Below are 17,315 nucleotides of genomic sequence, written 5' to 3' on the forward strand. Positions count from 1 at the left end.
TGCTTTTGCGCCCGATAGGTATCGTCTTGGCCGCGCTTTGTATCGCCGCCACTCCGCCACCTCGAACACCCATGCACCTTCGCTAAGCAGTAGAGCGAACGTGCTTGGAAATCTCGAGGGCCAGTATTACATCGCCGGAACTCCGCGGATTTCGCAACCGCTGGCCGGCGAGATGCGTGCCGATCGCGTTTCCGGCGTAAGCATCGCAGTCATCGACGACTATAGGATTTCGTGGACGAGCGCCGCCGGCTTTCGCGACGTGTCCGGAAAAGCGCCGGTGACCGAAAATACACTGTTTCAAGCTGCGTCCATGAGCAAAGCAGTGGCGGCCGCCGGTATTCTGCGGCTCTTCGAAGTCAAGCATCTGTCTCTCGACGCCGACGTTAACACGCTGCTTCGTTCCTGGCACGTTCCCATGGTGCCGAACGTTTCGGGCACGGTTACGATGCGCCGGCTGCTAAGTCACAACGCCGGCGTTAACGTTCACGGTTTCCAGGGCTACGATCGTGACGCAACCCTACCCACGCTTTTACAGGTACTCGATGGCAGTTCGCCGGCAACTAGTGAAGCGATTCGGGTCACCAGCGTTCCAGGCTCCAAAACCGAATATTCCGGCGGCGGAACGACGATCGCTCAGCAGGTAGCAATCGATCTCAGCGGCGAGCCATTTGCGACGTTCATGCAGCAAACGGTTCTCGCGCCCCTCAATATGCGGGCCAGCACGTTCGACCAGCCGCTGCCAACAGCGTCGCAAGCAAACGCAGCCAACGGTTACTACTCCGACGGCAAGGCGGTGCATCGAGGCTGGCACGTGTACCCGACGATGGCGGCCGCCGGGTTGTGGACGACGCCGACCGATCTTGCCAGCTTCGTCATCGCAATTCAAGATGCGTTGCGCGGTCGAGGTAAACCACCCATCGACGCAACCGTCGCTCGCGAGATGACGACCAAAGCATCACAAATATTTGCGTTAGGTCCGGCCGTAGGATCGGGCTTCTTCTGGCATGACGGGGCGAACGAGGGTTTTCAGGGTACGTTCATCGGCCTCACCACGGGCGGCCGGGGAGTTGTCGTCATGACAAACTCGGATAACGGCATTCTGCTTGCCAACGAGATCGTTCATTCAGTCGCCAGAGTGTATCGCTGGCCGGTTCTGCAGCCCGAGCCTAAGACGGCTCTTTCGTTGAAGCAAGCGCAAATGCGGTCCGTGACCGGAAGCTACGTAGCGAAAGCGAGCGGGTTCGACGTTAGTATGCAAGTAACGATCGAGCGGAATGCAGGCGCGTCCGCGCTTTTCTTGCGCAGCTCCCTCGATAAGATACCGACGAAGCTCTATGCCGAGGGACCGTTACGCTTTTTCACCCTTAACGGCGCATCGCTCGTATTCGTTCGTGACGCCGCCGGCCACGCGATCTCGCTGCAAACCGCCGGCATGACGTTGCGCCGCCGGCCGGGACCCTAACCCTGCGGACGGGTTTTTCACGAAACTTTAGCCTTTTATCCCTGTCGGGCCAATGCGCTTCAGGCCCATTTGTGCCTACAATACCTTCATGACGCGGGCACTACCACGTAGCTTGCGCGGCGCATTGTGCGTCGCTGTTTTCGCTTTAGCCGGCAGCCTTCCGGCGGCCGCCGATTCGCAGCAGAACCAGCAGCAAGATCAGATGGAAATGCAGATCGGGCAGCAAGAATGGACGCAGTTGTCGCAACGCGGCGAGGTCGTTCAATCGTCGGAGTATTATCCGGAGCTGCAGCAGGTCGCACAGCGCGTCGCCGCCGTCGCGGATCCGCAGTACTTTACGCCCTTTCATTTCGTTCTCGTTAACGAGAACTCGCCGAACGCAATGGCGGCGCCGGGCGGAAACGTCTACGTAACTACTTCGTTGATGCGTTTCGCGCAGAACCAAGACGAACTCGCCGCGGTCCTATGCCACGAGGTGTCACACGATATCCACCACGATGTCGTGAACGAACAGCAGAAAGATCAGCGGTTGCAGTCGCTGTCGAATTTCGCAAACATCTTCGCGCCCTTCGGCATCCTGGGAGCGGCGGCAACGGGTGCCGTCGGTTTAGGTGCCGGCGCTCAATCCAAGAGTTACTCCCGCCAAGCCGAATCGAACGCCGACCATATGGGCGCCTACACGTGTGCGCAGGCCGGCTTCAACCCATACGGCATGGTGTGGTTGTTCCAACGCATGGAATCGATGCCGAAGCAACCTTCGGGCGGGATGTCGAGCATGGAAATGTTTTCCGACCATCCTACCGACGGCCACCGTGTCGCCGATCTAGAAAACCTATTTAAGAGCGACCCCGCGACGTTCGGCCACTTCGATCCAAACGAATCGACAGCCGAAATGTCGCACGCGACCGGCGGCCGAATTACGCCGGTGCAGGGTTACGCCCACGCGCCGAGTCGACCGCAAATCGGACAATCGGCAGCGCCAAACGCGCAATACCCGCAGCAATATAACGCCCCGCCGCCGCAACAAAATGGACAGCCGCAACAGTACGGCGCTCCGCCGCAACAATACGGCGGTCCGCCGCAACAACCGCAGCAGTACGGCGCGCCGCCGCAACAGTACGGCGCTCCGCCGCAGCAGTACGGCGCGCCGGTACCGACTCAGCCTCCGGCGACGCCCTCGCCGGGAACTTCCGGTGGCGCCGGCGGCGATGCCAACTTGCCGGCGACTTCTTCTCGATATTTTCGCGCAATCATGATATAACTCACGACGATAAACGAGATAGCGAACGCGAGGGCTCCGTCGCCGACCGCGCCCGTCAGAGAACTATGATGCGGCATCAGCAAACGAACCGCGCTCCGCAGTCCGAACGCGACGAGGAATATGGCGATCGTGATCCACGACGATCCCAAATACATGACGCCGGGTCGATCCGTCGGCCGAACGTCCGTGTGAATTCCGCGAAGAATCCCGAACGGGACCCCCACGATCGCGCCGACGATCATTCCGACCGCGACTTCCCAAGCCGGCGTCGGCTGCATTTGCTCCGAACTGTAGATGACGAGAACCGCGACGAAGACGAGAATTAGCGGCTGCATCCACATGCGGGTGACGCTGATTCGTTGCGGACGGATCGAACGCACCGCCAGGAGCGCAACCACAATGACGAACGGAATCAGCTGCATCCACGGCGACGGCGTATAGTCGGATTGCATCGAGCGGAGCGCTCCTTTCAAACAATAAAAAACGGGAGCGATCGCTCCCGTTTCTATCGTGACGCGGAAGCGAGAACTACTTGATCTGGACTTTCGCGCCGGCCTCTTCGAGTTTCTTCTTGATCGTCTCGGCTTCGTCTTTGGCGATGCCTTCCTTGACTGCCTTGGGCGCACTTTCGACGAACGCCTTGGCTTCGGTAAGTCCGAGGCTGGTCAGTTCGCGAACGGCCTTAATCACTTTGATTTTTTCCGGTCCGGCTTCGGCGAGGATCACGTCGAACTCGGTCTGTTCGGCGGCCGGTGCAGCGGCGGCTGCGGCCGGAGCGGCGGCAGCCGGGGCAGCGGCGGATACGCCGTACTTCTCTTCGAGCTGCTTGACGAGGTCGGCGAGTTCGAGGACGGTCAGTTTATCGATTTGATCGATCAGTTCGGCTAATGCCATGACTGCAGGGTCTCCTTAAGCGTTGGATGCCGCGGCTTTTTGCTCGCGGATTGCATTGAGCGCGCGGACGAGGCCGCTTTGATTGCCGCTGAGGACGGTCAAGAGACCGCGGATCGGCGAGGCGATGGAGCCGACGAGGCGAGCCAGTAGCTCGACGCGAGGCGGAAGTTTGGACAGTATGTCGACCTCGGCCGCACTAGCGATCCGTCCGTCGATCCACGCAGCCTTAACCGAGAGCTTTTTCGTGGCTTCGGAAAAGGTGCGCAGCGCTTTGGCGGGCGCAACCGGATCGGATCCGGCAAATACGATACCGGTTGGGCCAGAGAGGTACGCGTCGAGTTCTTTTGCAACGTCGGCGCCCGCGATGCGGAACAGCGTGTTCTTGACGACGGCGTACGAGTTGCCGTCCTTGCGCAGCTCGCCGCGCAGTCTCGTGATATCCTCGACCGTGAGGCCTTGATAATCCGTCAAGAACAAATTCGGAGAGCCGGCGAGGCGCTCGCGCAGCTCTTGTACTGAAGTTTCTTTACGTGCGGTTGGCATGAGCCGTCTTTCTGGACCGAAGAAACAAAAAAGCGCTCCTCCAATCGGAGGGCGCCAACGGAAGCACCACCCGAATTTTGGGTGTGGTGCGCGGTCGTGCGTCCTCGGCAGGTGTTCGGTCGTCTACTAGCACAGAGCAAGCGTACGGCCGGACGATTAAGGCGCTCGCGCCACCTACGGTCTTTGGAGCCCTCGGTACTGTAACATACGTCGCGTGATGCCGCAAGACGTATTGACGAAAGGACGAACCATGTCGACCTCATGTCGCAACCTTCGCCGCGAACAATTTTTAGGGCTCACCGGAGCCGGTTTAGGATTGGCCGCAATCAGCGTGGCTAGCCCGGCGAAAGGCGCGGGCGGGCCGCCGCCGTCGGCTGCCGATACACCGCAAGAAGCGCTAGCACTACTGCGCGCCGGCAACAAACGGTTTTACGAGGGAACGGGCCACACGGAATCGCTCACCGCGCGGCGCGTCGAGTTAACCGAAGGGCAAGCCCCGTTCGCTGCAATTCTCGGCTGCTCCGATTCGCGCGTGCCGGGCGACACGGTTTTCGACGTCGTCCCTGGCCATATTTTTAGCGTCCGGATCGCCGGCAACTATCTTACGGAAGGGGGGCTCGGTTCGCTCGAGTATGGCGTGGCGGTGTTGAAAACGCCCCTAATTCTCGTGCTTGGGCACTCGGCATGCGGCGCGGTCGACGCAACGATCAAGTACGTCCGTGACGGAGCTGCCGTGCCGGGTCAAATCATGAGTATCGTGCGTGCGATAGAACCCGCGGCCAAAGAATCGCGCCAAGAACCGGGGGATTGGCTGCATAATGCGACCGCGCGCAACGTGCGCGATAACATGGCGGCGATCAAGCAGCGTTCGTCGATAATTGCAGACGCCGTCCAAGCAAAGCAGGTCGCTATTGCGGGCGGCGTCTACGACTTGCATTCGGGAAAGGTGACGTTCTTCTAAAACGTCACCTCCAAATTAAGCGGTCGCTTTGATGCGGTTGGGATCGACGCGAACGCCCGGTCCCATCGTGCTGGTCAGCGTCACGCTGCGCAAATAGGTTCCTTTGGCAGCCGCCGGCTTGGCGCGCACGATCGCATCGAGCAGCGTCGATACGTTTTCGAGCAAGTTCGCTTCGTCGAAGTTGGCCTTGCCGACGATCGTGTGAATGATGCCGCTCTTATCCAACCGGAACTCGACCTTACCAGCCTTGATGTCGCGGATGGCGGCGCCGATGTTGGCGGTCACCGTACCGGCTTTTGGGTTCGGCATTTTCTGCGCGAGAATACGGCCGAGCTCGCGCCCTACTTGCGCCATCATATCCGGCGTCGCAACGGCGATATCGAACTCGGTAAAGCCGCCCTTAACGCGATCGATTAAATCCTGATCGCCGACGATGTCCGCGCCGGCCTCTTGCGCCGCCTTGGCGCTATCGCCTTTGGCAAACGCGATCACGTTGACAACCTTGCCCGTCCCGTGCGGCAGCAAGACCGTGCCGCGCACGTTCTGATCGCTCTTCTTCGGGTCGACGCCTAAGCGAATGTGCGCCTCGACGGTTTCGTTGAACTTGGCGTTGGCGTTCTTCTTCACCAGTGCGACGGCGTCGGATGCGGTGAACGCTTCCTTTTGGTCGAACTCGGTCGTCAGCTTCTTGAAGCGTTTTCCGTGATGTTGCGGCATTAGGCTTCGACCTCCACGCCCATCGAACGGGCCGTTCCGGCGATGATGTTCTTGGCGGCGTCGATATCGTTGGCGTTGATGTCGGGCATCTTTACGTTTGCGATGTCTTCGAGTTGCTTTTGCGTCAGCTTACCGACCTTGTTGCGGTTCGGCTCTTTGCTGCCCGATTCGATCTTCAGCGCCTGCTTGATCAAGAACGACGCCGGCGGCGTCTTGGTAACGAACGTAAACGTCCGGTCTTCGAACACCGTGATCTCGACGGGAATGATCATGCCTGCCTGCGATGCGGTACGTTCGTTGTACTGCTTGCAGAAGTCCATGATGTTGAGCGAGTACGGTCCCAGGGCGGGACCGATCGGGGGAGCCGGCGTCGCTTTGCCGGCGGGAATCTGCAGGCCGATTTTGCCTACGACTCGTTTTGCCACGTACGTTTCTCCTTAACGATGCGCCCTTCAGCGCTTCTGCCCCTCAAAACGTCCGCGAGCCGGGGTCGTTCCCGCGAACACATCTGTAGCGGCCCGTGCGGCGCTAGACTTTCTCGACTTGGAAGAACTCCAGCTCGACCGGTGTTTCGCGGCCGAAGATCGAGATGAGCGCGCGCAGGCGTTCTTTCTCGGGCGTGATCTCGTCGACGACGCCGGTGAAGTCGAAGAACGGTCCCGATGTGACCTTGACGCGATCGCCTTTCTTGAAGTCGATCTTGAGTTTGGGCGCCTCGATACCCATCTGCTTGAGAATCGTCTTGACTTCTTTATCCGGCAGCGGCACGGGCTTTTCGCCCGGTCCGGGGCTGCCGACGAAGCCGGTAACGCCTTGCGTGTTGCGCACCACGTACCACGACTGGTCGTCCATCGTCATTTCGACGAGGACGTAACCCGGAAAGACTTTCTTCGGGGTGATCTTGCGCTTGCCGTCTTTAAACTCGACTTCGTCTTCCATCGGGACGAGCACGCGAAAGATCTTGTCTTGCATGTTCATCGAGTGAATGCGGCGCTCGAGATTGGCTTTGACCTTGTTCTCGTACCCCGAGTACGTGTGCACGACGAACCAGTTGCGGTCGTCCTTGGCACGCGGCGAAATCGAGACGGGTTCGGCGGCCTCAGGATCGTCGACGGTGGCGTTAGCGCCGGCGTCGTCAGCGGCGTCGGCAGCAACATCGCCCGTGGCCTCGACGGTCTCCGCGGTTGTAGTCACCTCGGCGACGGTATCGTCAGACGCTCCGGCGAGGTCGCCCATCTGTGCGTCGTCTACGGGCTGTTCCGAGCGAACGTCCGTCGGTTCTGCGAACGGATCGTGTCCGATTTCAAACATCGTTGTTGTGGCTTACTATCCGATCGTGGGGTGAATCCAGGTAAATAGGGCGCCGAAGAGTTGGTCCAAGGCGAACGTGAACAAGCCGACGCCGACGACCAGCGCGATCGTCAGCACGGTAGCAGAGATCCACTCTTCGCGAGTCGGCCACGTGACGCGGCGCATCTCGGTGATGACGCCACGTACGAAGTCTTGACCCGCGATGCGTGAGGCTGCTTTTCTTTGATCGTTCACCAGAGCATGTCTCCTGAAAAACTGGCAGGGCGGACAGGACTCGAACCTGCAACCGGCGATTTTGGAGACCGCTGCGCTACCAATTGCGCCACCGCCCTACGTGCGCCGTAGACTACTTCGTCTCGCGGTGCGCGCGGTGGCACCGGCACCAGCGGCAATACTTGTTGCGCTCGAGCCGGTCGGTCGTCTTGGACTTGTTTTTCTGCGTGTTGTAATTTCGGCGCTTGCACTCGGTGCATGCCATTACGATCATTACGCGTGTTTCTTTTTTCGCCATCCGTCCATCTCAAAACAGAACAAAACGGACCGCGGGGTCCGTTCGACCACCCATGCTAACACATGCCGCGCGGCGCCGCAATGGTGCGCCCGGCCAGAATCGAACTGGCAACCTTGGGCTTAGGAGTCCCCTGCTCTATCCAGTTTTGAGCTACGGGCGCACGAGGGCGGCTGACTTCTCAGAGACCCTACGGCGCGCCTGGTAGCGAGCCACGATCAGCCGGTCGAACGCCTCGAGCGACTCGACCGGGGTCACGCGCGGATTTTGCAGTTCGGTGGCCACACGCGTCCCGAGAGGTCCGCCCATCCACACCTCGACGGCGTCCGGCAACCCCGCCGCAAGCTCCTCGCAATAGGCTCGAGCCAGGGCCGGCCGCGGCAGCGCCCCCGATATGCCTGCCACGACCGCGCGTGCCCGCGTGGCGGTCGCGGCCGCAACCGCCTCGGAGGCCGGAACGCGGGTCCCGAGATCGATCGTCCGGATACCTCGCGCGCCGGCCAGCATTGCGGCCAACGCGGTGCCGAAGCCGTGCGGTTCGAATGGCGGGGTCACGAACAGAATCGGCCGGGCGGTTCCGCTCGTGCCGGAAGAGCCGATCGCGCTCCGGACGAGATCGGACAGCAAATGTTCTTGCCACACCTCGGCCCGTCCGCACGCCCACTCTTCCCCGATGCGCCGAAGCGCTGGGGCAAAAATCTCAAGAACGAGCTCGCGGGCCGGCACGAGACTCGCTGCCGCCCTCAAAATTTGCACCGCTCGGGCAGCGTCGCCCGCGCGCGCCGCATCGACCAACCGCTCGACGGTACGCCCGGCGCCTTCCTGACGCTCGTTCGGGCCGCCGATGAGGGCGCGGATTTCGTCGTCCTGTAGCCGGGCGAGGGTTCGGATCGGATGGCCGAGCCGCGTCGCGGCACCGGCCAGCGCAAGCCGTGCAACGTCTTGCTCGGAGTAGGTTCGAGCACCGGTTGCGTCGCGAGCGGGAGCGACCATCTGGTATCGGCGCTCCCACACCCGGATCACGTCGGGCGAGAGATGCGTCAGGCGGCTGACAGCTGCGATCGAGTAGTTCACGTGACCGGCCGACCCCGCCAGCGCAAGGCACCGCGCCGGCCGAGCACCAGCGCTCGAATCGCCCCGATGGTGGCCACCGCATGCGATACCGGCGCGAGCGCGACCGACAGCGGCGACTCACGCATGCGCGCGGTCTGCAGCGCGCGGGCGGCGACGATTGCGGTCAATGCGACGGCCGCCGGAAGCCGGGCGCGGCGGGCGAAAAGCGGCGCAATCGTAAGCAGAGCGTGCCATGCTGCGTAGGTCGCGCAAACGCCGGCACCGGAACCGAAGAGTGAGCGCCCGAGGCCGTCCCAGCCGGCGCGCATCGACTCGTACCCGTCGACCGCAAGAACGTGGGCGCCCGAAGCCAGGGCAACGCGATAGCCGCGCATCCCTAACCGCCGCGCCAGCGCGACGTCCTCGACGATCGTGCCGATCCCGGCGTGTCCGCCGCACTCAACGTACGCACGCCGGTCGACCAGCAGCGCTTGTCCTGTGGCTGCGGTGCAGCGCGGATCGCGCCAACGCCACATCGGAAGCGCCTGTAACAGCAACTCCGGCACTAACGGCGCGAGGAGCGAATCGGCGACGGTGCGCGCTCGCACTCGTGGCCACGCTGAAACCGCATCCGCATCACATTCGCGGGCGCGTACCAGCAGCGCTCCTGCCGCGCCCGCTTCGAACGTTACGTCGGCGTCCGTGAACAATAAGAACGGAATATCGCAGCGGTTCGCGCGCTGCGCGGCAGCAGAGAGCGCCGCGCTCTTCGATCCGTCCGCCCCCGGCGCCAGACGCGCGAGCCACACGCGCGGATTCGCGTCCGCGAGACGTTCTAAAACGATCTGCGTTGCGTCTCGCGACCGGTCGTCGCAGACCGCGACGGCTTCGATTTCGGGCTGCGCCAACAATCCATCGATGCACGCTGTAACGGTTTGCTCCTCATCGCGAACGGCGAGGCACGCCACGATCGAACGGTCGCGACCGCGCGCCGCACGCAAGAGTGGGAAAAAGCGCAGGTTCACGCATTCCACTGCCAAACCGGCGATCGCGACGATCGCGCCCACCCACGCCGTTATCGTAACCACCTTCATCGGACGAAGCGGTTACCGGCGATTGCCGCCAAGCGCGCGCTAACGACGTCGGGACCACCCGATGCCGGATACAGCGACCGGCGGCCGTGCAACGCGCGTCCGGCAGCGAGGTCGGCATCGATCCGCTGCAAGGATGCACGGACAGTCGCTAGTACCGTCGATCCGGCATTCCTGTCGCACGCGTCGATCGGCGGCGCGAATTCGACGAACGCATCGGGACGTTGCGCTTCGACGAATGCTAAACGCACCGCGCACGCTACGACCGGCTTGCCGGCCGCACGCGCGGCGTGCAGATAACCTGGATGGAATCGCCTTGGGTCGCCGTTTTCCAAGCACCCTTGCGGATAAATCCAGACGCCACCGCCGCCCGACGCACTGCGAGCCGCAACATCGATCGAGCGAACGCAGTCGCGCGGAGAGTCGGCATCGATCGAAAACGCTCCGCCGTATCGAAAGAACCAATATCTGCGCAACTGTTCTTCGGTCATCATCACGAAGAACGGAACGGCGGGTGCGATCGCGCGTTGCACTGCGTACGGAAGAAAGCCGTCCCACCACGACGCGTGATTGGCGACTGCGACGAATCCCCCGTCGGGAACGGCGACGTCCTCGCGTACCCAGACGCCGCGGAACGAACGACGCAATAACCATTGCAAATAGCGACCGAATGTGATATCGAATCCGCGCAACGGGCGCGCCTCGATCATGCGGCGTCGCCCATCAGCCGGCGAGCGGCCATTCGGCCCGAAAGCAAGACCATCGGCACGCCGGATCCCGGATGCGTTCCGCTGCCGGCAAACACGACGTTATCGAACCGCGGATGCCGAATCGACGGGCGAAACGCCCCCATTTGGTCGAGCGTGTGATCCGGGCCGAACGCGGCTCCGTGCGCCAGTCGCAACTCGCCGGCAAACTCACGCGGGCCGCGGGTTCGAACGAACTCGATATCGTCCCTAAGCGCACCCACTTGCCGTTCGATCGCCGGCAGTACCGCGTCAAAGAGCGCGGCTTCATCGAACTCCGGAAGCGCCAGCGCGTTGGGAACCGGCGCGAGCAACGTTAGCGCACTGCAACCCGGGGGTGCCACGCCGGTATCGTCGACCGCCGGATTACACGCATAGACGAGCGGCTCTTTGGGTATTTCGCCGGCATCCAGCTCCGCATACGAACGCCATGGATCGGACGGTAGAAACACGCTGTGATGAGGTAACGCGACCGCACGGCGCACGGCCACGTACCACAACATCGCGGAATGACCGTACTTCACCCGTTTCGTCCGCGACGTGCCGAACAACGATGTTATCGCCGTTTCACGATCGGCCGTCACCACGACGCCGTCGGCCTCGACCGTGCGGTTCTTTAAGACGACGGCCTGCGCGCTACGCCCGGCCGTGCGCACTTCGCTGACCACGGAGTCGAACTCGAAACTCACGCCTGCGGCGGTGCACGCTTCAACCAAGGCGTCGACCACGGCTGCCGTGCCGCCTTCGCAATACCAAACACCGCCGACGGCTTCTTCGACTGCAAGCATCGCGTAAAGTGCCGGTGCCCGACGTGGCGACGTACCGAGATAGAGCGGTTGGAAAGTCAACGCATCCACGACGTGCGACGACCTAAAATATCGCTGCGCGAACGAACGAAGCCCTCCGACCGCCCACGGCGAAAATCGCCCCGGTGCGAGGAGCGTGCGGACGAACGAACCGGTCGTGTGATCGACGTCGAGAATATTGGCACGCGAACGAACGTACAAATCGTGCACCCGCGCGAGGTAACGAAGCGCCGGCGCGTTGTGCAACGGACCTTCGAAGCGTGCGATCTGCGCTAAGAGTTCCGCCAGATCCGACGACAGATCGAACCGCTCGCCATCCGGCCAAAACACGCGATAACCGGGTTCTAAACGGCGCATACCAAGCCGTTTGAAACCGGCTTCTCCCAAGGTCGCGCGCAGCACGTCGGTCATAACCAGGAGCGTGGGACCGGCGTCGAACCGATACGCCCCATACTGCAAACGTTGCGCGCGGCCGCCGGCCGTCGACAGCGCCTCGAGGACGGTTACCTTGGCTCCGCGCCGCGTGAGTTCGAGCGCGGCAGACAAACCGGCCAGACCGGCACCGACGACCGCCACGGATTTCACGCCCGCGCACCGAAGGCGCGCTCGATGGCGTGGCTGATTACGCTGCACGTCGCATCGGCGGTGCTGTGGCTCGGAAACTTCGCGATTACCGGCGTCTGGGCGTTGCGCGCGTTTACGAGCCGCGATCGCAACCTCGCCGCATTTGCAGCGCGCGAAATTGTATTTACCGACGCGGTCTTCACGCTCGTCTTCGGTAGTGCGGTCGTCGTAACAGGATTGTTGCTCGCGCAGGCATTGCACCTCGACGTCGCGGCCACGCGTTGGCTGCGGGAGGCGCTGATCGCGGTGGCCGTTTCGGGCATCGTCTGGATCGCGGTGCTGGTTCCGATCGAAATCCGTCTCCTAATTTCGACGCGCCGCGGTAATCCGGCGCGCAATCTGTTCGTCGCGTGGAACGTCGTCGGCTGGACGGTAACGGCCGTGCTATTTGCGGTCATTTACTTGATGATCGCCAAGCCGGTATAGGCGCTAACGACGCACTTCGCAGCCAAGCCCCACTTGGCGGCACCACCCACGAACGCCCGTCCCGCTCGGTCGAACCCGCGCCGCTCGATTCGCGCGAGAATACCCTCGTAAAACGTCGCCGCCATCAGCAGCGCGGCCCGCGATCCGTCGTTTGGAACGCGGCGAACCAACGCACGCCCGGCGGCGTACTGCCGTCGCGCGTGGGCCGCGACCGCACGCATCGCTTCGGTACCGCCGGCGCCCGGGAACTCGCGAAGCGGCAGATAGTTTCTCCCCTGTCGCTCGTCGTCGTCGACGTCGCGCAGCACGTTGGTGAGTTGCATGGCGACGCCCAATCGCTCGCCCAGCGCCAATGCATCGGCCCCGGTTGCTCCGAGGATCGGAACCACGCTTCGCCCGACGGTTCCGGCCACCGCGCGTGCGTACGTTTCGAGATCGTTCATGGTCGCGATGTCGACCGTTCCGAGGTCGCTTTCGCATCCATCGATCAGTTCGAGCAACGGCCGTCGATCGATTGCGTAGCGCATATATGCGCGCGCTAACGCGTCAAACCACGGCTCCTCGCACGCATCCGGACCGCCATGCAACGATTCCACCGCCGTACGAAAAGTCTGTATTCGCGCTCGCCGCGTTGCGTTGGAGGCATGTCCTTCGTCGGCAGCGTCGTCGACGCAACGGAAAAAGGCGTATAGCGCTTCAATCGCGTCGCGTTTTGCGGGCGGCAGCAACCTCGTGGCAAAATAAAAGCTGCGGGCGTGATGCCGCATGACGCTACGACAGTAGGCGGCGCTTCTCTCGCGGCTCATGCTGGAATCTCCTCGCAAATACGCTCGACCGTCTGCATCGCGCTTAACGTTACCAATGGCAATCCGGTCGCGGGCCGCGTGCTCGCGCCGGCAAAATACACGTTACGTAAACGACGGTGACGCGTGTCGGGCCGCAACGGACCAATCTGTAGTAAATCGTGGGACAGCCCGAACGCCGAACCCCGAGAGCAGTTCAACTCTTCGAGAAAATGCTGCGGCGTGCGCACGTCCATCCAGCGAATTCGCCCGCGTAGGCCGGGAAAGCGACGGCGTTCGATCGTTTTCAGAATTCCGTCGACCTTCTCGGCGGTTTGTGACTTCCAATCCGTCGCGCCGTCGGCGTTAGGGACCGGCACCAAGACGTACAGCGCTTCTTCTCCGGCCGGCGCCATCGACGCGTCCGTCGCGGACGGCGCGGCCAAATAGATCGCCGGGTCGCGCGGGAATCGCCGCCGAGCGAAGATATCATCGCAGGTCGCGCGCAAGTCGGCCGGCATTAAAAACTCGTGATGCGCGACGCCGTCGTACGAGCGTTCCAAAGCGGCGTAGATCAACAATGCCGAAGGCGTATGACGCATCCCGGTCGATCGATGCCGTGGTTCGTTAAGCAACGACGCGTACACGTAGGGCAAGTCGGCGGAGAACAGCGCCACATCGCACGCAATCTCTCCGCGGTCGCTCGTGACGGCGCGCACGCCTCGGCCGCCCTCCACCACGCCGCGCACCGTCGTCGAATACTCGATTTTGGCACCGCACGAAAGCGCCAGACGTTCGAGCGCTCGGACCAGCATGTAGATGCCGCCGCGTGGGAAGAATATGCCTTCGCCCATCTCGGTGAAGAACAGCAAGCGATACAGTTCGGGCGACGCATATGGCGACATACCGAGGTACATCGTTTGGAACGACAACGCGGCGGCCACAGTACCGGATCGAAACGCGCGCTCGGCAGTCCGTCGCAATGAGCGAAACGCTCCGGACCGAACGAGTGCAGACAGCACTGCCGGTGCGAGCAGGCTTCGGACGCCGCGCATACGCGTGCCGACGAGATGCCGGCGTGAAACATCGTATGCGAGCGCGCAACCCGCGAGGTAATGCAGCAAACCGCCGGAGCTTCCGGGCTCGAATCGTTCCAGCGCATCGATCGTTTCCGGCAGCGACGATCCGATCGTCAGCGTGCGGCCGTCCACGAAGTGCAATCGATAGTTGGGCGACACGCGTTCCAACGGGACCTCGCGGTCGAAATCCGCGCCGCACGCGGCAAACGCCGACCGGAACACATCGGGCATAAACAGCAGCGTCGGGCCGAGATCGAATGAGAATCCGTCCCGCTCCATGCGGCCGGCCCGCCCGCCCGGCGACGCCGAGCGCTCGACAACGGTCGTTTCGTATCCGGAATAAGCCAGTAGCGCGGCCGCCGTTAAACCGGCGACTCCCGCACCCACCACCAACGCTTTTTTCCGTCGGCTCACAGCCATGGAGACCTCATGGATCGCTTCTTGTCCATGTTTTGTCCAAGGCAAACGCCTCGGCCGATAAATGGGTATCAGAGCCAGATGCTGATCGGAATGACCGGATCGACGGGATTCATAGGAAACGCCCTACGCCGGCACGCCCACGCTCGCGGCTGGGTCGTGCGGCCGATCTCGCGCGATCCGCGACCGGCCGACGTCGAAAACCTCGATGCGGTCGTCCACCTGGCCGGCGAGCCGATCGACGGCCGATGGACTCCGGCCAAGAAAGATGCGATCGTACGGTCGCGCGTCGATACCACCCACAAGTTGGTCGAAGCGATGGGCCGCGCGACGCACTCGCCAAAGGCGCTGATCGCAGCGTCGGCCGTGGGCTTCTACGGCGACCGCGGAATCGAACCGCTGGACGAACGCTCCGCGCACGGTACGGGATTTCTCGCGGCCGTTTGCGTTGCGTGGGAACGCGAGGCGTCGCGAGCGAGCGCGCTTGGCATTCGCACGGTCATTCTTCGTACCGCGGTCGTGCTCGGTCGCGACGGTGGCGCGCTCCCGCGTATGGCCGCCCCGTTCCGTTACGGCGCAGGTGGGCCACTCGGCAGCGGTCGTCAGTTCGTGCCGTGGATTCACATCGACGATCTCTGCGCGCTCTATCTCGCCGCCATCGAAAAGGGTTGGAGCGGCGCGTTCAATGCGGTTGCGCCCGACTACGCAACCTCGGCAAGATTATCCCAAGCGATCGGTGCCGCGATTCGCCGCCCCGCCTTGGCGTGGGCGCCGTCACCAATTCTTCGGCTCGTACTGGGCGAGTTCGCGACGACGTTGCTGGCGAGTCAGTTGGTGTTGCCGTCGCGAGCGCAAGCGGCGGGATTCGAATGGGTGCACACACGGCTCGAGTCGGCCGTTCAATCGCTCTTGGCCCCGTCGCGACAAAGCCGGCTCGTCCGCACGCTACGTCGCCGGCAGACGATTCACGCCCCGATCGCCGACGTGTTCGCCTTCTTCGCTCGTGCAGAAAATCTCGAGGCGATCACACCGCCTGCGCTGCGATTCGAATTAGAATCCCAATCGGGCAATCTCGCGGCGGGTAGTTCGATTCGCTATCGCCTGCGATTGCACGGCGTCCCATTTGGATGGATCACGCTGATCGCAAAGTGGCAGCCGCCCCACGAGTTCGTCGACGTGCAGTTGCGCGGTCCGTACGCTCTATGGGAACACCGGCACACGTTCGAAGTGCGTGACGGCGCGACCATCATGCACGACGCAGTCGATTACGCGTTACCGTTGTATCCGTTCTCAACGATCGTCGAAGGCTTCGTGCGGCGAGACGTCGAGGCGATTTTCGATTTTCGTGCGCGCATCATTCGGCAGCGGTTCGGAGCGGCATAACGCCGTGGCAAGCCGCGCGGTTAGCGCGGCGGTAACGAGCTGGTCGTCTTCGGGAGCAGCGCTTTGGTTCGCCAATCGAATCGGATTGCGAGCAACCGGATCGCGGTCGTTAGCGCGATCGCGATCCACGCCGCGGTCTCGACGCCGGCATGTGTCAAGCCGGCGATTCCGCAAAACACCAGCGCGCCGGCGAAGGCGACCACTGCAAGCAGTTGTCCGGGCAACATCCAAATTTCGTTGACCAGCACGTCCCGCAATAGACCGCCGCCGCAACCATTGACTACACCGATGAAGATGGCCGCCGGATAACTGAGTCCGGCTACCAGCGACATCTGCGCGCCGACGCATGTGTACGCGCCCAAACCGACCGCGTCGACCAGCGACGTCATCGCGGTAAAACGTGCCGACGGCGTCCGTCCGCCGGCTCGTATGGCGATCCAGCCTCCAGCGATCGCGCCGACCACTACGGTCAATAGGTACGCTGGCTGGCGCACGGCTTCGGGAGGGCCGTGCTGCAAGAAAATGCCGTCACGTAACAGACCGCCGCCTAACGCCGAAACGAATGCCATAACGAACACGCCGGTGACGTCGTACCCCTTGCGAACGCCCAAACCGGCACCGGTGATCGCCCAAATAAACGTCGCGCCGATATCGAAAAACGCCGGCAGTTGGAACTGCTGCGCGCTCACCGTCCCGAGCGTTTCCAGTTAGCCAGCCGCGCGAGATTCACGGCGATCGAGTTCGCAGCGGTCAATACGAGCAGCGATCGCGCGATGCGTTCTAAACTTGGATCGCCCCAACGAAACACGTGTTGGTATTCGTTATAGATCAGTGCAATTAAAAAGATGCCGCCGCTGAGAAGCGTCGGGCGCAAAATCAGCGTACCGGGCTTCTCGCCCGTTCGCACGTCGAATGCGAAGCCGCGCGCGATGCCGAGCGCGAGGCCTACGACTCCGGCGACGATCATCCACTGAACCGAGCGTGCGTCCAACGAACCGTGGGTCAGGATCGCACGTGCCGCCAGCAACGTATACGCAACCGGCCAAACCCATATGGTGCGCAGCGGCTGCACGCGCTCTTTTCGCTGCACGAGATACGCCAGAGCGATCGTTAGCGTGGCAAGCGCGATGAAGATCGTACTGCGGACCCAATCGACCGTCATGAGCGGTTGCTTCAAGGGGCAGCCTGGCCGCTACCTGCGCCAACGTTGAGGGGTTTACGCCTCTACGTCGTACTCGATAGATCGTCGTT

General features: G+C 62.5%; 21 protein-coding genes and 2 tRNA genes. 5 read left to right on the forward strand and 18 right to left on the reverse strand.

Annotated features, from left to right (window positions below; translation table 11 throughout):
• The first annotated feature begins 100 nt into the window (after nt 1–100).
• Together VGF98_05565 and VGF98_05570 are read left to right on the forward strand one after the other, a co-directional pair.
• Entirely contained in the window at nt 101–1,462 is a 1,362-nt protein-coding gene (locus tag VGF98_05565; GenBank protein ID HEY1681084.1) for a serine hydrolase domain-containing protein, read from the forward strand.
• 88 nt (nt 1,463–1,550) lie between these two features.
• Nucleotides 1,551–2,723 carry a M48 family metalloprotease gene (locus VGF98_05570; GenBank protein ID HEY1681085.1) on the forward strand — a complete coding sequence of 391 codons (1,173 nt, stop codon included), beginning with the start codon at nt 1,551–1,553 and terminating at the stop codon, nt 2,721–2,723.
• On the opposite strand, the gene VGF98_05575 is transcribed toward VGF98_05570, so the two are convergent.
• From VGF98_05575 to rplJ, 3 genes are all read right to left on the reverse strand, one after another.
• Entirely contained in the window at nt 2,621–3,175 is a 555-nt protein-coding gene (locus VGF98_05575) for a hypothetical protein (protein ID HEY1681086.1), read from the reverse strand. The genes VGF98_05570 and VGF98_05575 overlap by 103 nt on opposite strands.
• Nucleotides 3,176–3,251: 76 nt before the next feature.
• Nucleotides 3,252–3,617 carry a 50S ribosomal protein L7/L12 gene (gene rplL / locus VGF98_05580; protein ID HEY1681087.1) on the reverse strand — a complete coding sequence of 122 codons (366 nt, stop codon included), beginning with the start codon at nt 3,615–3,617 and terminating at the stop codon, nt 3,252–3,254.
• Nucleotides 3,618–3,632: 15 nt separating this feature from the next.
• Nucleotides 3,633–4,160: a 50S ribosomal protein L10 gene (rplJ, locus tag VGF98_05585; protein HEY1681088.1), complete on the reverse strand. Its 528-nt coding sequence runs from the start codon at nt 4,158–4,160 to the stop codon at nt 3,633–3,635.
• A gap of 250 nt (nt 4,161–4,410) precedes the next feature.
• Between rplJ and VGF98_05590 the strand changes: the two genes are divergently transcribed.
• Nucleotides 4,411–5,121 carry a carbonic anhydrase gene (locus tag VGF98_05590; GenBank protein ID HEY1681089.1) on the forward strand — a complete coding sequence of 237 codons (711 nt, stop codon included), beginning with the start codon at nt 4,411–4,413 and terminating at the stop codon, nt 5,119–5,121.
• Between the two features lie 15 nt (nt 5,122–5,136).
• Here the strand turns inward: VGF98_05590 and rplA are convergent, their stop codons facing one another.
• From rplA to crtI (VGF98_05645), 11 genes are all read right to left on the reverse strand, one after another.
• Nucleotides 5,137–5,838, reverse strand: coding sequence for a 50S ribosomal protein L1 (gene rplA, locus VGF98_05595; GenBank protein ID HEY1681090.1), 702 nt, complete (start codon nt 5,836–5,838; stop codon nt 5,137–5,139).
• On the reverse strand, nt 5,838–6,263 hold the full coding sequence (gene rplK / locus VGF98_05600; GenBank protein HEY1681091.1) for a 50S ribosomal protein L11: 426 nt from the start codon (nt 6,261–6,263) through the stop codon (nt 5,838–5,840). The genes rplA and rplK overlap by 1 nt, the downstream gene beginning before the upstream one ends.
• Before the next feature lie 103 nt (nt 6,264–6,366).
• Nucleotides 6,367–6,918, reverse strand: coding sequence for a transcription termination/antitermination protein NusG (nusG, locus tag VGF98_05605; GenBank protein ID HEY1681092.1), 552 nt, complete (start codon nt 6,916–6,918; stop codon nt 6,367–6,369).
• Nucleotides 6,919–7,164: 246 nt separating this feature from the next.
• Nucleotides 7,165–7,383 carry a preprotein translocase subunit SecE gene (gene secE / locus VGF98_05610; protein ID HEY1681093.1) on the reverse strand — a complete coding sequence of 73 codons (219 nt, stop codon included), beginning with the start codon at nt 7,381–7,383 and terminating at the stop codon, nt 7,165–7,167.
• A 22-nt stretch (nt 7,384–7,405) separates the two neighbouring features.
• Nucleotides 7,406–7,481, reverse strand: a tRNA-Trp gene (locus VGF98_05615).
• Nucleotides 7,482–7,495: 14 nt separating this feature from the next.
• Nucleotides 7,496–7,660 (reverse strand): 50S ribosomal protein L33, encoded by a 165-nt coding sequence (rpmG, locus tag VGF98_05620; protein HEY1681094.1) that lies wholly within the window; start codon nt 7,658–7,660, stop codon nt 7,496–7,498.
• An 81-nt stretch (nt 7,661–7,741) separates the two neighbouring features.
• Nucleotides 7,742–7,820 (reverse strand) — tRNA-Arg (locus tag VGF98_05625).
• The gene (locus VGF98_05630) at nt 7,811–8,731 is read right to left on the reverse strand and encodes a MerR family transcriptional regulator (GenBank protein HEY1681095.1); all 921 of its coding nucleotides are present in this window, start codon (nt 8,729–8,731) and stop codon (nt 7,811–7,813) included. Before VGF98_05630 ends, VGF98_05625 begins: the two co-directional genes overlap by 10 nt.
• Nucleotides 8,728–9,804 carry a glycosyltransferase family 2 protein gene (locus VGF98_05635; protein ID HEY1681096.1) on the reverse strand — a complete coding sequence of 359 codons (1,077 nt, stop codon included), beginning with the start codon at nt 9,802–9,804 and terminating at the stop codon, nt 8,728–8,730. Before VGF98_05635 ends, VGF98_05630 begins: the two co-directional genes overlap by 4 nt.
• Entirely contained in the window at nt 9,801–10,511 is a 711-nt protein-coding gene (locus tag VGF98_05640) for a lysophospholipid acyltransferase family protein (protein HEY1681097.1), read from the reverse strand. Before VGF98_05640 ends, VGF98_05635 begins: the two co-directional genes overlap by 4 nt.
• Nucleotides 10,508–11,938 (reverse strand): phytoene desaturase family protein, encoded by a 1,431-nt coding sequence (gene crtI, locus VGF98_05645; GenBank protein ID HEY1681098.1) that lies wholly within the window; start codon nt 11,936–11,938, stop codon nt 10,508–10,510. The genes VGF98_05640 and crtI (VGF98_05645) overlap by 4 nt, the downstream gene beginning before the upstream one ends.
• 24 nt (nt 11,939–11,962) lie before the next feature.
• Between crtI (VGF98_05645) and VGF98_05650 the strand changes: the two genes are divergently transcribed.
• Nucleotides 11,963–12,403, forward strand: a complete 441-nt coding sequence (locus VGF98_05650) for a DUF2269 family protein (protein HEY1681099.1) — start codon at nt 11,963–11,965, stop codon at nt 12,401–12,403.
• Here the strand turns inward: VGF98_05650 and VGF98_05655 are convergent.
• Nucleotides 12,376–13,209, reverse strand: a complete 834-nt coding sequence (locus tag VGF98_05655) for a phytoene/squalene synthase family protein (GenBank protein HEY1681100.1) — start codon at nt 13,207–13,209, stop codon at nt 12,376–12,378. The two genes, VGF98_05650 and VGF98_05655, sit on opposite strands and share 28 nt — an antisense overlap.
• Nucleotides 13,206–14,678, reverse strand: a complete 1,473-nt coding sequence (crtI, locus tag VGF98_05660; protein ID HEY1681101.1) for a phytoene desaturase family protein — start codon at nt 14,676–14,678, stop codon at nt 13,206–13,208. The genes VGF98_05655 and crtI (VGF98_05660) overlap by 4 nt, the downstream gene beginning before the upstream one ends.
• A 96-nt stretch (nt 14,679–14,774) precedes the next feature.
• Here crtI (VGF98_05660) and VGF98_05665 point away from each other — a divergent pair, with 96 nt between their 5' ends.
• Nucleotides 14,775–16,064 (forward strand): TIGR01777 family oxidoreductase, encoded by a 1,290-nt coding sequence (locus VGF98_05665; protein HEY1681102.1) that lies wholly within the window; start codon nt 14,775–14,777, stop codon nt 16,062–16,064.
• A 20-nt stretch (nt 16,065–16,084) separates the two neighbouring features.
• Here the strand turns inward: VGF98_05665 and VGF98_05670 are convergent, their stop codons facing one another.
• Both VGF98_05670 and VGF98_05675 read right to left on the reverse strand, forming a co-directional pair.
• Nucleotides 16,085–16,753, reverse strand: coding sequence for a TRIC cation channel family protein (locus VGF98_05670; protein ID HEY1681103.1), 669 nt, complete (start codon nt 16,751–16,753; stop codon nt 16,085–16,087).
• Entirely contained in the window at nt 16,750–17,226 is a 477-nt protein-coding gene (locus tag VGF98_05675; protein ID HEY1681104.1) for a hypothetical protein, read from the reverse strand. The genes VGF98_05670 and VGF98_05675 overlap by 4 nt, the downstream gene beginning before the upstream one ends.
• Between the last annotated feature and the right edge of the window lie 89 nt (nt 17,227–17,315).

Source organism: Candidatus Tumulicola sp., assembly GCA_036490475.1.
Lineage (GTDB): Bacteria > Vulcanimicrobiota > Vulcanimicrobiia > Vulcanimicrobiales > Vulcanimicrobiaceae > Tumulicola.

Coding starts and splice junctions, on each gene's coding strand:
- VGF98_05570 (HEY1681085.1), top strand. CDS start 1,551: ATGACGCGGGCACTACCACGTAGCTTGCGCGGCGCATTGTGCGTCGCT.
- VGF98_05575 (HEY1681086.1), bottom strand. CDS start 3,175: ATGCAATCCGACTATACGCCGTCGCCGTGGATGCAGCTGATTCCGTTC.
- rplL (HEY1681087.1), bottom strand. CDS start 3,617: ATGGCATTAGCCGAACTGATCGATCAAATCGATAAACTGACCGTCCTC.
- rplJ (HEY1681088.1), bottom strand. CDS start 4,160: ATGCCAACCGCACGTAAAGAAACTTCAGTACAAGAGCTGCGCGAGCGC.
- VGF98_05590 (HEY1681089.1), top strand. CDS start 4,411: ATGTCGACCTCATGTCGCAACCTTCGCCGCGAACAATTTTTAGGGCTC.
- rplA (HEY1681090.1), bottom strand. CDS start 5,838: ATGCCGCAACATCACGGAAAACGCTTCAAGAAGCTGACGACCGAGTTC.
- rpmG (HEY1681094.1), bottom strand. CDS start 7,660: ATGGCGAAAAAAGAAACACGCGTAATGATCGTAATGGCATGCACCGAG.
- VGF98_05635 (HEY1681096.1), bottom strand. CDS start 9,804: ATGAAGGTGGTTACGATAACGGCGTGGGTGGGCGCGATCGTCGCGATC.
- VGF98_05640 (HEY1681097.1), bottom strand. CDS start 10,511: ATGATCGAGGCGCGCCCGTTGCGCGGATTCGATATCACATTCGGTCGC.
- VGF98_05650 (HEY1681099.1), top strand. CDS start 11,963: ATGGCGTGGCTGATTACGCTGCACGTCGCATCGGCGGTGCTGTGGCTC.
- VGF98_05655 (HEY1681100.1), bottom strand. CDS start 13,209: ATGAGCCGCGAGAGAAGCGCCGCCTACTGTCGTAGCGTCATGCGGCAT.
- VGF98_05665 (HEY1681102.1), top strand. CDS start 14,775: ATGACCGGATCGACGGGATTCATAGGAAACGCCCTACGCCGGCACGCC.
- VGF98_05675 (HEY1681104.1), bottom strand. CDS start 17,226: ATGACGGTCGATTGGGTCCGCAGTACGATCTTCATCGCGCTTGCCACG.